The sequence below is a fragment of the Geminicoccus sp. genome (genome assembly GCF_035556675.1).
Lineage (GTDB): Bacteria > Pseudomonadota > Alphaproteobacteria > Geminicoccales > Geminicoccaceae > Geminicoccus.
The window spans coordinates 1-14287 of sequence record NZ_DATMFZ010000309.1 but is presented as its reverse complement, the minus strand read 5'-3'; the positions used below and the strand labels follow the sequence as shown (position 1 = coordinate 14287).

General features: G+C 68.6%; 12 protein-coding genes. 11 read left to right on the top strand and 1 reads right to left on the bottom strand.

The genetic code is table 11. The annotated features are described in order from the left end of the window. Window positions 1–419 (bottom strand): transposase (locus VNS22_RS21775; RefSeq protein ID WP_325736215.1); only part of this gene is annotated, 419 nt, incomplete at its 3' end. Window positions 420–1066: 647 nt separating this feature from the next. Here VNS22_RS21775 and VNS22_RS21770 point away from each other — a divergent pair. The 11 genes from VNS22_RS21770 to VNS22_RS21720 all read left to right on the top strand — a co-directional run. Beyond that, window positions 1067–3112: a hydantoinase/oxoprolinase family protein gene (locus VNS22_RS21770; RefSeq protein ID WP_325736213.1), complete on the top strand. Its 2046-nt coding sequence runs from the start codon at window positions 1067–1069 to the stop codon at window positions 3110–3112. Then, the gene (locus VNS22_RS21765) at window positions 3105–5111 is read left to right on the top strand and encodes a hydantoinase B/oxoprolinase family protein (RefSeq protein WP_325736211.1); all 2007 of its coding nucleotides are present in this window, start codon (window positions 3105–3107) and stop codon (window positions 5109–5111) included. Before VNS22_RS21770 ends, VNS22_RS21765 begins: the two co-directional genes overlap by 8 nt. Then, window positions 5108–6601, top strand: coding sequence for an NAD(P)/FAD-dependent oxidoreductase (locus VNS22_RS21760; protein ID WP_325736209.1), 1494 nt, complete (start codon window positions 5108–5110; stop codon window positions 6599–6601). The genes VNS22_RS21765 and VNS22_RS21760 overlap by 4 nt, the downstream gene beginning before the upstream one ends. Window positions 6602–6624: 23 nt before the next feature. After that, window positions 6625–8223 (top strand): ABC transporter substrate-binding protein, encoded by a 1599-nt coding sequence (locus VNS22_RS21755; RefSeq protein ID WP_325736207.1) that lies wholly within the window; start codon window positions 6625–6627, stop codon window positions 8221–8223. Window positions 8224–8257: 34 nt separating this feature from the next. After that, complete coding sequence (locus tag VNS22_RS21750; RefSeq protein WP_325736205.1) at window positions 8258–9238, top strand: ABC transporter permease; 981 nt, start codon at window positions 8258–8260, stop codon at window positions 9236–9238. A 1-nt stretch (window position 9239) separates the two neighbouring features. Continuing rightward, window positions 9240–10079: an ABC transporter permease gene (locus VNS22_RS21745; protein ID WP_325736203.1), complete on the top strand. Its 840-nt coding sequence runs from the start codon at window positions 9240–9242 to the stop codon at window positions 10077–10079. Window positions 10080–10189: 110 nt separating this feature from the next. Beyond that, on the top strand, window positions 10190–10813 hold the full coding sequence (locus VNS22_RS21740) for a cupin domain-containing protein (RefSeq protein WP_325736202.1): 624 nt from the start codon (window positions 10190–10192) through the stop codon (window positions 10811–10813). A 42-nt stretch (window positions 10814–10855) separates the two neighbouring features. After that, window positions 10856–11899: an ABC transporter substrate-binding protein gene (locus VNS22_RS21735; protein ID WP_325736200.1), complete on the top strand. Its 1044-nt coding sequence runs from the start codon at window positions 10856–10858 to the stop codon at window positions 11897–11899. A gap of 65 nt (window positions 11900–11964) precedes the next feature. Further along, the gene (locus tag VNS22_RS21730) at window positions 11965–13137 is read left to right on the top strand and encodes an ABC transporter permease (RefSeq protein WP_325736198.1); all 1173 of its coding nucleotides are present in this window, start codon (window positions 11965–11967) and stop codon (window positions 13135–13137) included. Then, window positions 13134–13934: an ABC transporter permease gene (locus VNS22_RS21725; RefSeq protein ID WP_325736196.1), complete on the top strand. Its 801-nt coding sequence runs from the start codon at window positions 13134–13136 to the stop codon at window positions 13932–13934. Before VNS22_RS21730 ends, VNS22_RS21725 begins: the two co-directional genes overlap by 4 nt. After that, window positions 13931–14287, top strand: a 357-nt coding sequence (locus VNS22_RS21720) for an FAD-dependent oxidoreductase (RefSeq protein WP_325736194.1), incomplete at its 3' end; no start/stop codon positions are given. The genes VNS22_RS21725 and VNS22_RS21720, both read left to right, overlap by 4 nt.

Genomic DNA, 14287 nt, shown 5'->3' with positions numbered 1-14287 from the left:
ACGCGCTTATGAGGATCAGGACGTGCGGATCTCCATCTTGGCGGCGGCCAAAGTGCCGACATGCCGGATACGTTTACGCAGACCGTTCGAACGCCAGCTTTGAAATCCAACTTGCAGACGGGGCGGGCCATACGTTTTTTTAACACGTCGCGCTCCATCTCGGCCCGCAGCAGCTCCCGCTTCAGCCGGGCGTTCTCGGCCGCGAGATCCGCCGGGGATGGGGTCGGCGCCTGCGTGGCAGGGCGCCGCGCCAGCCCCGTCCCCGGCTCGGCGAACCAACGCATCCACCGCCGCAGCTGCGTCTCGTGCAGCCCGAGTTCCGCCGCTACGCGGCCGATCGGCAACCCGCTCGTCAGGACTCGGTCAACCGCCTCGCGCTTGAACGCATCCGGAAACACCCGGCGCTTCCTCCCCGACATCGGACACTCCTCTCCAGGCCCAAAAGCCTATCATGGACGTCCACCAAACCGGGACAGGATCACGGCTGTGCTGATGGAGCGTCCGCCTCCTGCGGACGCTGGTACCAGCATGGGCTCGCCCGTCCGGACCGGCCGACAAGCGGTTCGCGAGCCTCTACCTGCTTGTCGCCTGCCGGCCCGGCGCGGACCAGGCGTAGGCACTTGCCCTGCCGGAGGCGATCGTCAGGACGATGAGCATCTTCTTGGCCAGCCTGGCGGCCCAGCTTGATCCCGGAACACACGCCGTGCTGATCCTGGACCAAGCTGGCTGGCAGGGCGGGATCGATGGACCCGTTGCGCGCCCCGACCTGCCGGGTGCGGCCGGAAGGGACCGGTGGGGGCACTTCAAGCAGCGGTTAGAAATTCTTCCTTGAGTGCCCGGGCGGCAGGCAGCACTGGTCCGGTCGGTCCGCTGCACCTGCGCAATAGGTCTGGATGGTAATCGGTTGCCTATCTAGGTTGCCACCCGCAGGACTGCGCATGTCCCAGCCGCTGACGGCATGGAGGGCAGTGGCCGCCCCGCGTCGTCACGAACAATCCGTCATTCAACCCGTCATGATGTGGAGGGTGTCCGCTCGATGAGCTTGTCCGGTGAGTCTCAGGAGGGAATGCCTGCGGTCGGTATCGACGTGGGTGGAACCTTCACCGACTTCGTGGTGGTGATGCCGGACGGTAGCCTCCTCCAGCACAAGCAGCCCAGCACGCCCGCCGATCCGTCGCGGGCGGTGGGGGAGGGGCTGCGCGCGCTGACAGCACGGCATCCGGAGCTGGCGGGTCGCACCCTGCGTATCGTCCACGGCACCACGCTGGCGTTGAACGCGATCCTGCAGCGCAAGGTGGCCGATGTCGCCCTGGTGGTCGCCAAGGGTGGGCGTGACGTGCTGGAGATCGGGCGGGCCAAGCTCAAGACGCCCTACAACTTCCATCTGGGCAAGGAGCAGGCGGTCGTCCCGCGCGACCTGATCTTCGAGATCGACGCCAGGACCGCCGCCGACGGGACGGTGCTGGCCCGGCCGGAGGACGCGGCGATCGATGCGCTGTGCCGGGAGATCGCCGCGTCGCGTGCCGGTGCGGTCGCGATCATGCTCCTGAATGCCTATGTCGACCCGACGCTGGAGATCGAACTCGGCCGGGCGATCGCTGCCCGCCTGCCGGACCTGCCGGTGACCTGCTCGGCCGAGATCTGGCCGGAGGTGCGCGAGTTCGAGCGTGCGGTGGTGGCCTGCATCAATGCCGAGGTGCAGCCGCTGATGGGCGCCTACCTGGCCAAGCTCGGCGGGCGGATTGATGCGGTCGCGCCGAATGTCCTGCAGCTGACCTCGTCCTCGGGCGGCATGCTGAGCCTGGCCAGTGCCAAAGAGCGTGCCATCGACACGGTTCTGTCCGGCCCGGCCTCGGGTGCCACGGCCGCTGCCTCGATGTGCCGGGCGGCGGGTATCGACGCGGCGCTCACCTTCGACATGGGCGGTACCAGCGCCGACATCGCCATCATCAGCGAGGGCACGGTCGAGTTCACCACCAATGCCCGGATCGGCGACCTGCCCCTGATGATGCCGGTGGTGGGCGTGTCCAGCATCGGCGCCGGCGGCGGGTCGATCGTCTCCGTGGACGCCTATGGCGTGATCAAGGTCGGGCCGGAAAGTGCCGGCGCGCATCCCGGCCCGGTCGCCTATGGGCTGGGCGGCACCGAGCCGACCGTCACCGACTGCTACCTGGTGCTGGGCTTCATCGACCCCGACCGCTTCCTGGGCGGGGCGATGCGCCTGGACAAGGCGAAGGCGGAAGCGGCGCTGGCGGGCATCGCCCGGCGCCTGAACCTGCCCTCGGCCGCCCATGCTGCCGAGGCGGCGCTGCGGGTCGCGACCGTGCGCATGGCCTCGGAACTGTTCAAGCTCCTGGCGCAGAAGGGTTATGAGCCGGCCGATCATGTGGTCGTGCCGTTCGGCGGCGCCGGACCGACCCATGCAGTCATGCTCGCCGAGGAGGCGAAGCTGAAGGGCGTCACCGTGCCGGCCGCGGCCGCCACCTTCTGCGCGCTGGGTGCCGCGGTGGCGGACCTGCGCCGCGACTTCGTGCGCAGCCTGGGCAAGGCACGCGTGCAGGCCGCGGGCGAGCGGCTATGGGCGAACTGGCAGGCCCTGGAGGGAATGGCCGAGGCATGGCTGGTCGAGGAGGACGTGCCGGTGGTGGGCCGGTACCTCGTCCATGCGGTGGACATGCAGTATGCCGGGCAGTCCTTCTCGCTCACCGTCACCATTCCCGAGGACGTGCGGGCGGCCGAGGACGTGCAGGGCGTGCTCGATGCCTTCCATCAGGCGCATGAGGCGATCTACGGCTTCCGCGAGCCGGACCATGCGGTGGAGGCGATTACCCAGCGCCTGAGCATCATCGGCGAGGTGCCCAAGGTCGCGCTGCCCGAGCTGGCGCCGGGCGACCCATCCCCTGCCGCCCGTGTGCAGCGGCCGGTGTTCCACGGAGGGGAATGGCTGGAGGCGGACGTGTACCGGCGCGAGGATCTGGGGGCCGGTTCGGCTGTGGCCGGCCCGGCTGTGGTGGAGCAGGACGACACGACCTTGTGGCTGCCGCCGGGCTGGCGGCTTATGGCCGACCGGCAGGGCCTCCTGGTGGTGACGCGGGAGAACGGCGATGCTTGATCCGGTGACCCTCGAGATCCTGGTGACCAAGGTCGCGGCCACCGCCGAGGAAATGGGCATAGCACTCCAGCGCTCCGGGCGGACGATCTACGTCAAGGAGACCCAGGACTTCGGCACAGGCCTCGTCAACCATGCCGGCAAGCTGTTCTGCTTCCCGACCACGGTCGGCGTCTGCAACATGGCCGACAACGACGCCTCGGACGTGATCGCTGCGGTGCCGGAGCTGGAGCCCGGCGACGTCATCATCACCAACGACCCGTACCGCTCGGGCGGGCTCGCCACCCATCTGCCCGACCTCCATCTGCTGCAGCCCTATTTCCACGACGGCAAGGTGGTCTGCTACGGCTGGTGCTTCATCCATTCCGCCGATGTCGGCGGAAGGGTGCCGTCCAGCATCTCGCCCTCCAATCACGAGATCTTCCAGGAGGGGCTGATGATCCCGCCTTTGAAGCTCGTGAAGGCGGGGAAGTTCAATCCCGACGTGGTGGCGTTCATCGAGGCGAACTGCCGGACCGCTGAGGAGAATCTGGGCGACCTGAAGGCGATGGTCGCAGCATTGGCCGTGGGCGAGCGCCGGGTGGCCGGCATGATCGCCCAGCACGGCATCGAGGCCTTTGCTGCCGGCACCACCGAGATCATCGAGTATGCGGCGAAGAAGGCGCGCGACGCGTTCCGCACCATCCCGGACGGTACCTACCGGTTCACCGACTATCTGGACGACGACCTGGTCTCGCCCCTGCCGGTGCGCATCCACGCGACCATGACGGCCAGGGACGGCCAGCTGGACATCGACTTCACCGGCACCGACCCGCAGATCGCCGCCGCCTTCAACCTGCCATCGGCCGGCAAGCGCCATACCTGGCTGACCCTGCGTCTGCTCCAGTACGCGCTGACCCGCGATCCGAGCATCCCGATCAATGCCGGGATCCTGAACTCGGTGACGCTGCACATTCCCTCGGGCTCGCTGCTCAATCCGGTCTTCCCGGCGGCGGTCGGCGTGCGTCATGCCACCGGCAACCGGATGGTCGACGTGATGAACGGCCTGCTCGCCCAGGCCGTGCCGGACTTCGTGCGCGCCGCTGGCTGCGGGCTGATCATCCCGGTCGTGCTGGCCGAGCCCGCCGACGAGCATGGCAAGCGCAAGGTCGACGTGGTCGAGCCGATGACCGGCGGCACCGGCGGCCGGCAGGGCATGGACGGTGTGGACGGCCGCGATTCCTCGACCAGTGGCATGGCCAACAATCCGGTCGAGACGGTCGAAGCCTCGGCCGGCCTCACCATCCTGCGCTACGGCATCCGCCCGGATTCCGGCGGGGCCGGCAAGTGGCGCGGCGGGGTCGGCCTGGAGCTGACCTTCACCCCGCACCACTCCGGCAGCCAGGTGCTGGGCCGCGGCATGGAGCGGTTCCGCTTCGTGCCCTGGGGCCTGCTCGGCGGCCGCTGCGGCATGGCCGCCCGTACCATCAAGAACATGGGCCGGCCGGACGAGCAGGAGCTCGGCAAGATCGACATGATAGAGCTGCAGGCCGGCGAGTCCATCACCGTGATGACGCCCGGTGGCGGCGGCTATGGCGACCCGTTCGAGCGCGATCCGGATCTGGTGCTGCAGGATGTGCAGCGCGGCTTCGTCACGTTGGCCGCTGCCCGGCGCGACTATGGCGTGGTGATCGTGGACGGCCGGCTGGACCGGGACGCCACGGCCTCGCTGCGGGCCGACCGCGAGCCCCGCAAGGACGTGCTGTTCGACCTCGGCACCGAGCGGCGGGTCTGGGAGAGCGTGTTCGACGACGCGCTGATGGCCAGGATCAACGGCATCCTGTTCCAGAAGCCCGCCTCGGCGCGCCAGGCCCTGCGCCGGCGGATCTTCGCGCCGGTGCTGGCGGTGATCGAGCGTGACCGGCCGTTCGACCGGGCGGCACTCGAAGCTGCCGGCCAGGCGGTCCGCGTAAACCTCGCCGAGCTGGAGGCGGTCGAGGCCGGGCGGGAGGTCGCGGCGTGAGCGATCTCGGCTATGCCGGTCCCCGCTCGCTGACCGAGCTGGAAAGCCGGCTCTGGTGGGACCTGGAGCGGCTGGAAGAGCTGCCGCCGGCCTGGGTGCCGCCCCGTACCGGCGAGGACGGCACGCCGCTGCTCGACGTGGCGATCATCGGTGCCGGCATGGCCGGCCTTGCCACCGGCTTCGCCCTGTTCCGCCATGGTATCGGCAATATCCGCCTGTTCGACCGGGCCCCCGAGGGCCGCGAGGGGCCCTGGGTCACCTATGGCCGGATGGAGACGCTGCGCTCGCCCAAGCATCTGGCCGGGCCGGCGCTGGGCTTGGCCAGCCTGACCTTCCGCGCCTGGTTCGAGGCGCAGTTCGGTGCGGCGGCCTGGGTGGCGCTGGACAAGATTCCGCGCCCGCAATGGATGGAGTATCTGGTCTGGCTGCGCCGGGTGACCCGGCTGCCGGTGGAGAACCAGGCGGAGCTGGTCGATCTGGACGGCGACCGGGACGGTATCACCGCCACCCTGGCCACGCCCCAAGGCGAGCGGCGGATCCGCGCGCGCCGGCTGGTGCTGGCGAACGGGCGGGACGGTCTGGGCGGCCCCTTCGTCGCCGAGCCCTTCGCCTCGCTGGCCTCGCCGCTTGTCGTCCATTCCAGCGCACCGATCGACTTCGCGGCACTGGCCGGCAAGACGGTCGTGGTGATCGGGGCGGGTGCGTCCGCGGTCGACAATGCTGCGGAAGCGCTGGAGGCAGGTGCCAAGCGGGTAGTGCTGCTGGTGCGCCGGCCCGACATTCCTCGGGTCAACAAGAGCCTGGCCGGCAACCATGCCGGCTTTGCCCGGGGCTTCCGGGCCCTGGCGCCGGAAGCGCGGCTGCAGATCAACGGCTACATGCGCTCGGTGAACGCGCCGCCGCCGCGGGGGTCGATGCTGCGCTGCTCGCGCTATCCGGGCTTTGCCGTGCGCACCGGCAGCCCGGTGCTGGCGGCAAGGGACGAGGGCGAGACGATCCTCCTGACCACGCCCAAGGGCAGCATCCGGGCCGACTTCGTGATCGTGGCCACCGGCTTTGGCGTCGACTGGCGCAAGCGGCCGGAGCTGGCGCGCCTGGCTGACCGCGTGCTGCGCTGGCGGGACGTGCTGCCGGAGCTGGACGCGCCGGGGCCGGTGCTGGACCATCCCTTCCTGGGTGAAGGGATGGAGTTCCGCGACCGATCCGGGGATGCCCATTCGTGGCTCGGCCGGGTCTACTGCATGAATCAGGGTGCCGTGATGAGCCATGGCCGGATCGCGGGCGACGTGCCCGGGATCAGCGTGGGCGCCCAGCGTGTCGCGGACCATCTGGTCGAGAGCCTGTTCGTCGAGGACTGGGAGGACCACTTCGCCGCCATGCGGGCCTTCGACCGGCCCGAACTCCAGGGCGACGAGTGGACGGTGGAAGATGCACCGCTCGACGATCCGGGCGTCAGTGAAGCAATGCAGCCCGCACTCAGCCAAGGATAAGGACAACGCCGATGGTCCTCAGCATGCCCAGACTTTCCCGTCGCGCCTTTGGCGCGTTCAGCGCCGCTGCCGGCTCCGCCCTGCTCCTGCCGCGCAGCCTGCGCGCCCAGGAGGAGCCGGTGCGCGGCGGCACGCTGCGCTTCCTGGTCGACCCGGAGCCCACCGGACTGGTGCCGCTCTCGGACACGACCGGCGCCAACGTGATGCTGAGCTGCAAGATCACCGAGGGCCTCTACGGCTACGGTCTCGACTTCTCGCTGCGCCCGCAGCTCGCCCTCAGCCACACCGTCACTCCGGATGGCAAGGAGCTGACCTTCAAGCTGCGTGAGGGCGTGAAGTGGCATGACGGCCAGCCCTTCACCTCGGCGGATGTCGCCTTCTCGCTGATGACGCTGAAGGCCAACCACCCCCGCGGGCGGGCGACCTATGCCAATCTGGAGGAGGTGCAGACTCCGGACGAGCACACCGTCGTCCTGAAGATGAAGGCGCCGGCCCCCTATCTGCTGAACGCGCTGGCCGGGCAGGAATCGCCGATCGTGCCCAAGCACATCTACGATGGCTCCGACGTCACGACCAACCCGCACAACCACGCGCCGATCGGCACCGGGCCGTTCAAATTCAAGGAGTGGCAGCGCGGCAGCCACATGATCTTCGAGCGCAACGAGGATTACTGGGACGAGGGCAAGCCGTACCTGGACCGGATCATCGTCCGCTTCATCCCGGATGCGGCCGCACGCTCGATCGCGTTCGAGACCGGCGAGGTCGATGTCGGCGGCGACTACCCGATCCCCTACAGCGACCTGGAGCGGCTGAGCCAGGTGCCGACGCTCGGCATCGAGACCAGGGGCTATGGCTATGGCCCGAACATCTCGGCGATCGAGTTCAACCTGGACAACCCGTACTTCGCCAAGCCTGAGGTGCGCCAGGCGGTGGCACACGCGGTCAACAAGGAGATCCTGCTCCAGAACGTCTATTACGGCTTCGGCGAGGTCGCGACCGGGCCGATCCACCAGGCGCACAGCCAGTTCTACACGGGCGACGTCCACCAGTACGCGTTCGACCCGGAGCGGGCCAACCAGCTCCTCGACCAAGCGGGCCTGCCCCGCAACGAGGACGGCATACGTTTCGCCGTCAGCCACGACCCGCTGCCGATCGGCAACCAGCACATCCAGAGCGGCGAGTATATCCGCCAGGCCCTGGCCCAGGTCGGCATCCAGGTGACGCTGCGCAACCAGGACATGGCGACCTACATCAAGCGGGTCTATGCCGACCGCGACTTCGACTTCGTCAACAACACGATGACCAACTCGCCCGACCCGACGCTGGGCGTGCAGCGCTTCTACTGGTCGAAGAACTTCAAGCCGGGGGTGCCGTTCTCCAACGGCTCGCACTATGAGAACGCCGAGGTCGACCGGCTGCTGGAAGCCGCCCAGGTGGAGCAGGACCCGGCCAAGCGGGTGCAGCTGTTCCACGACTTCCAGAAGATCGTGGCGGTCGACATCCCGACGCTGAACACGATCGCGATCCAGACCTTCACGATCCACAGCGTGAACCTGAAGAACCACACGCTCACGGCGGACGGCATTCATGCCAACCTCGCCGAGGCTTATCTGGTGAGCTGAGCTGGTCCATGGGAACGCATCTGCGGGAACGATCATGAGTCTGCGGCTCCTGCCGGTGTTCGTGCGCGCCCTGGTGCGTTCCCTGCCCACGGTGGCGATCATCGTGGTGTTCAACTTCTTCCTGCTGAACATGGCGCCGGGCGATGCGGCCGACGTGCTGGCCGCCGAATCCGGTGCCGCCACCGCCGAGACCATGGCGGCGACCCGGGCGAGGCTCGGCCTCGATCTGCCGCTGCTCGACCAGTTCCTGAACTACGTGACGGGCCTACTGCACCTGGACCTGGGCTTTTCCGCGAAGTTCGGCGTGCCGGTGCTGGAGGTGATCCTGGACCGGCTGCCGAACACGCTGCTGCTGATGGTCACCGCCCTGGTCTTCGCCCTGCTGGTGGGCATCATCGCGGGCTTCCTGATGGCGCTGCGCGCGGGCTCGATCCTGGACCGGGCGATCTCGGTGGTCGCCCTGTTCTTCTACTCGGTCCCCTCCTTCTGGGGGGCGCTGATGCTGATCGTGATCTTTTCGGTCCAACTCGGCTGGCTGCCGAGCAGCGGCTATCAGACGATCGGCTTCGAGGGCAGCGGGCTGGAACTGGCCCTCGACATGGCGCGCTATCTGGCCCTGCCGGCTCTGTCCCTGTCCCTGTTCTTCATCGCCATCTACGCCCGGCTGACCCGCGCCAGCATGCTGGAAGTGTACGGCCAGGACTATGTGCGCACCGCGGTCGCCAAGGGCCTGCCGCCCAGCCGGATCGCGCTGCGCCACGTGCTGCGCAATGCCCTGGTGCCGGTGACCACCGTGGCCGGCATCCATTTCGGCATCCTCCTGGGGGGTGCCATCGTCACTGAGACCGTGTTCGCCTGGCCGGGCCTGGGCAGCCTCGCTTTCCAGGCGGTGTTCGCCCGCGACTTCGCAGTCCTGCTCGGCATCCTGCTCCTGTCCTCGGTGCTGGTGATCGTGATCAACATCGCGACCGACCTCCTGCACGCCTGGCTCGACCCGCGCGTCGAGGTGTCCTGACATGGGCACGGACGGTCGGGCACTGCGCCGGTTCCTGCGCAACCCCAGCGCCTGGCTGGGCCTGCTGGTGATGGCGGCGGTGCTGCTCATGGCGGCCACCGCCGGCCTCTTCTACCCGGGCGACCCGCAGGGCATGGTGGCCAAGCCCTATTTGTGGCCGGGCCAGGACCCGGCCTTTCCGCTCGGCACCGACAATCTCGGCCGCGATGTCACCGCAGGCGTGTTCCATGGTGCCCGGGTGTCCTTGTGGATCGGGGTCGTCTCCGCCGCGATCTGCCTGACGATCGGCACGCTGGTGGGGGCCATCGGCGGCTATTTCGGCGGCTGGACCGACGACCTGCTGACCCGGCTCACCGAGGCGGTACAGACCATGCCGTCCTTCCTGTTCCTGATCGTGCTGGTCGCGATCTTCCAGCCGACGCTCACCACCATCACGCTCGGCATCGGCCTGGTTTCCTGGCCGACCGTGGCCCGGCTGGTGCGCGCGGAGTTCCGCCGCCTGCGCGGCCAGGACTTCGTGCTGGCCGCGCGCAGCCTGGGCTTCCCGCACTGGCGGATCATCTTCCAGGAGATCCTGCCCAACGCCCTGCCACCCTTGATCGTCACGACCTCGGTGATCGTGGCCTCGGCGATCCTGACCGAGTCGGCGCTGGCCTTCCTGGGCCTGGGCGACCCGAACGTGCTGAGCTGGGGCATGATGATCGGCAACGGCCGGGCGGTGATCCGCACCGCCTGGTATCTGAGCGCCGTGCCGGGTGCCCTGATCGTGCTGACCGTGCTGGCGGTCAACCTGCTGGGCGAGGCGCTGAACGACGCCGCCAACCCGCGCCTGGGCAATTGATCGCCGCCAGGAGCAGGCACCGCGCCCGGCACCACGCAACGGGTTTTCAACACAATTGAAAATCTGCTAGCCTGTTTGGAACGGACAAGGACCGTCCGGGCGGGGGAGCATTGGGAAGCGCAGCAAGGCCAGATGAACCGGCGACGGCGGCACCCCTGAAGGTCGGGCCGCGACTGCGCGGCCTGCGCAAGGCCAGGGGCATGTCGCTGGTGGCGCTGTCCCGCCAGGCCGACCTGTCGATCGGGATGCTGTCGCAGGTCGAGCGCGGCCTTTCCAACCCGTCGCTCGCGTCCCTGTCGCGGATCGCCCAGGCCCTGGGCGTGGCGGCGGTCGACCTGTTCGATGCGAGGCCGGAGCCGGTGGCAGCCGAGACGCCGCTGGTCCAACGGGCTGAAAAGCGGCCCGAGCTCCTGTTCGAGCAGTTCGGCATGTCCAAGCAGATCATCTCGCCGGTCCGTTCGCACCGCCTGGAGCTCATCCTGCTCACGCTGGAGCCGGGCGGGCGCTCCAGCGACGGCCCTTATACCCATGATGGTGAGGAGGGCGGGCTGGTGCTGGAAGGTGCGCTGGAGCTGGAGGTGGCGGGGCGCGTGCACGCGCTGCGTGCCGGCGATTCCTTCCAGTTCCAGAGCTCCCTGCCGCACTGCTTTCGCAACACCCATGACGGGGTCACCAGGGCACTCTGGGCCATCGCCACCGCACCGCCGGATCTGCACGAAACCGTACAGACCTGAGCGGCAGCGCAACTCGATCACACGCAAGAGGGGAGGATCGGCATGTCGATACGTTGGAAGAGCCTGATCGCGGGGCTGGGCGTCACGGTTCTGGCGCTGCCGGGATTGGCGCAGGCGCGTGACTTCACCATCGCGTCCTGGGGCGGCAACTACCAGGACGCCCAGCGCTCGGTCTATTTCGCGCCGTTCGCCAAGTCCCAGGGCGACATCCGCATCCTGGAGGAGACCTATCTGGGCGGCCTCGCCCAGATCAAGGCGATGGTCGAGACCGGCAACGTCACCTGGGACGTGCTGATGATCGAGCGCAGCGACCTGATCGTCGGCTGCGACGAAGGGCTGCTGGAGGAACTGGACTGGGAGGCGGTCGGTGGCGAGGACCAGCTGGTGCCGCAGGCGGTGCATCCGTGCGGTGCCGGCAACGTCGTGATCTCGACCGGCTTCGCCTACGACCCGTCACGGGTGAAGGAAGCGCCCAAGGACTATGCCGACTTCTGGAACGTCGAGAAGTGGCCAGGCAAGCGGGGTCTGCGCGCCATCCCGAAGAGCACGCTGGAACTGGCCCTGATCGCCGACGGCGTGCCGCTCGAGCAGGTCTACGAGGTGCTGGCCACGCCCGAGGGGCTGGACCGCGCGTTCGCCAAGCTCGACGAGATCAAGCCGCACATCCAGTTCTGGGAGGCGGGCGCCCAGCCGGTGGAGTGGCTGGCGGCCGGCGACGTGGTGATGAGCACTGCCTATAACGGCCGGATCGCGCTCGCCAATGCGGAAGGCCGCGACCTAGCCTTCGTCTGGGCCGACCACACCTACAGCATCGACTCCTGGGCGATCGTGGCCGATTCGCCGAACAAGGAACTCGCCATGGAGTTCATCAAGTTCGCCAACACGCCGGAGCCGCAGGCGGAGTTCCCCAAGCACATCCCCTACGGGCCGACCAACAAGCAGGCGGCCGAGATGCTCGATCCCACCGTCAGCGAGATGCTGCCGGCCGGCGCCAACATGGAGCGGTCCCTGCTGATCGACGAGCAGTTCTGGGCCGACAATGTCGACCGGATCACCGAGCGCTGGAACGCCTGGATCGCGCAGTGAGCTATCGGGGAGCGGGGCTTCTGCCCCGCTCCATCCGCCTCTGAACCCACCGATCGCCGGTCCCGATGTCGCGCGTCTCTCAGTATCTCCCCACTCTGCTGCTGGTGGCGTTGCCCGTCGCCTACGTGGCCTTCCTTTACCTCGTGCCCCTGGGGGGCGTGGCGCTGCGCAGCGTCGACAACTCGACGATCCATGCGAACCTGCCGGTGACGGCCGGTGCCATTGGCGAGGCGGGTGCACCGAGCGATGAAGCGGCGGCAGCGCTGGCGAAGGATCTAGCCACCGCCGACCGGCGCAGCTTAGGCGAGCTCGCGCGCCTCTTGAACCTGGACGCGCCCGGCATGCGCAGCCTGCTGCTCAAGACCAAGCGCGCCCTGGACGAGGTGGAGGTCAGGGGGCTCGCCGACCTGCGGGCGATCGACCCGGCCTGGGACGAGCCGGTCTATTGGCAGGCGCTGGCCGAGAACGCCCAGCCCTACACCTTCCGCTATTATGCCACGGCGATCGGCCTCGACCGGGATCCGGCCGGCGGCTGGCAGTTCGGGACTGAGGGTGCGATCTACCTGCAGATCCTGCTGCGCACCTTCTGGATGAGCCTGCAGGTGGCGGTGATCGCCTGCCTGATCGCCTATCCGCTGGCCCACGCGATCGCCAACGGCCCGCCCACCGTGCGCCTCCTGCTCCTGGGTGCGGTGCTGCTGAGCTTCTGGATGTCGATCCTGGTGCGCACCACGGCCTGGGTCGTGATCCTGCAGCGCGAGGGCCTGGTGAACGAGGCGCTGATGGCACTGGGCCTCGTCCGCGAGCCGGTGCAGCTCATCTTCAACCGGCTGGGCACGCTGCTCGCCATGGTCCATGTGCTCCTGCCGTTCGCGGTCCTGCCGCTGCTCAACAACATGAAGCAGATCCCGGCCCAGCAGCGCGATGCCGCCCGCTCGCTGGGTGCCGGACCATTCGAGAGCTTCGTGCGGGTCTACCTGCCGCAGACCATGCGCGGCATCCTGGTGGGCGCCGGCACGGTCTTCATCCTGTCGCTCGGCTTCTACATCACGCCGGCCCTGGTCGGCAGCCCGGGCGACCAGCTCCTGTCCTACTACATCGCCGACTTCATGCTGAAGCAGCTCAACTGGGGCATGGCCTCGACGCTCAGCGTCATCCTGCTCGCCTGCGTGCTGCTGGGCTTGGTGGTAGCCTGGCTGGTCAACCTCATGTGGCGGCCCGCCGGGAGGCCAGCATGATCGCGCGCATCCTTTACGCGCTGCTGGTGAGCCTGGCGGTCCTGTTCCTGCTGGCACCGATCCTGGCGGTGATCCCGCTGGCCTTCAACGGCGGCTCGTTCCTGAGCTATCCGCTGGATGGCGTGTCGCTGCGCTGGTTCGAAACCTTCCTGACCACGCCGCCCTGGCTGATGGCACTCGGCAACAGCGTGAAGGTGGCGCTCGGCGCCACAGTGATCTCGGTGGTGCTGGGCGGTGCCGCGGCGGTGGGGCTCCATGCGCTGCCCAATGTCTGGCGGGTCGTCGTGGGCGGCCTGTTCATGTCGCCGCTGGTGGTGCCCTCGGTGGTGCTGTCGGTCGGGCTGTTCTTCCTGTTCGCCCGCCTGGGCCTGGCGGGCCACCCGCTATCGATCATGCTGGCCCACGCGCTCTTAGGCTTCCCGCTGGTGTTCATCTCGGTCGCCGCCACGCTGCGCGGCCTGGATCCGAACCTGGACCTGGCCGCTTCCGCCATGGGTGCGTCGCGCTGGTACCGGTTCTGGGCGGTGACCTTCCCGCTGACGCTGCCGGGCTTCTGGACCGGGGCGATCTTCGCCTTCATGACCTCGTTCGACGAGGTCATCATCGCTTTGTTCCTCTCCAGCCCGGAGAGCATCACTCTGCCGGTCGTCCTGTTCGGCAGCCTGCGCGACAAGCTGCAGCCGACCATCGTCGCGGTGGCCGTGCTCCTGACCTGCACCTCCGCCCTCTTCCTCGCCGCTCTCGGCTGGCTCGGCCGTCCCGGCCAGGCGGCGCAACGAACCACGGAAACGCGATGAGCCCGTTCGCCCAAGACTTCGTCGAGACGCCCTACTGGTGGCTCCTGGCCCCGCCACGGCCGGGCCTGCCGGCCTCGGCACTGGCCGATGTCGACTGCCTGATCGTGGGCTCCGGCCTCGCCGGCCTGAATGCCGCGATCACGCTGGCCAGGGCCGGGGTCCAGGTGGCGGTGATCGAGCGGGGGCTGATCGGGGAGGGGGCCAGCACGCGCAATGGCGGCCAGCTCAGCGGCGGCTCCAAGGTCGCGGGCCCCGCCCTGGTGCGCCAGTTCGGCGAGGCGCGCGCCGCCGAGATCACGGCGGACTTCCAGGCGGTCTATCCGTTCATTGTCGAGCGCATCCAGAGCCTCGGC

Coding starts and splice junctions, on each gene's coding strand:
- VNS22_RS21765 (WP_325736211.1), top strand. CDS start 3,105: ATGCTTGATCCGGTGACCCTCGAGATCCTGGTGACCAAGGTCGCGGCC.
- VNS22_RS21750 (WP_325736205.1), top strand. CDS start 8,258: ATGAGTCTGCGGCTCCTGCCGGTGTTCGTGCGCGCCCTGGTGCGTTCC.
- VNS22_RS21755 (WP_325736207.1), top strand. CDS start 6,625: ATGCCCAGACTTTCCCGTCGCGCCTTTGGCGCGTTCAGCGCCGCTGCC.
- VNS22_RS21725 (WP_325736196.1), top strand. CDS start 13,134: ATGATCGCGCGCATCCTTTACGCGCTGCTGGTGAGCCTGGCGGTCCTG.
- VNS22_RS21730 (WP_325736198.1), top strand. CDS start 11,965: ATGTCGCGCGTCTCTCAGTATCTCCCCACTCTGCTGCTGGTGGCGTTG.
- VNS22_RS21745 (WP_325736203.1), top strand. CDS start 9,240: ATGGGCACGGACGGTCGGGCACTGCGCCGGTTCCTGCGCAACCCCAGC.
- VNS22_RS21735 (WP_325736200.1), top strand. CDS start 10,856: ATGTCGATACGTTGGAAGAGCCTGATCGCGGGGCTGGGCGTCACGGTT.
- VNS22_RS21770 (WP_325736213.1), top strand. CDS start 1,067: ATGCCTGCGGTCGGTATCGACGTGGGTGGAACCTTCACCGACTTCGTG.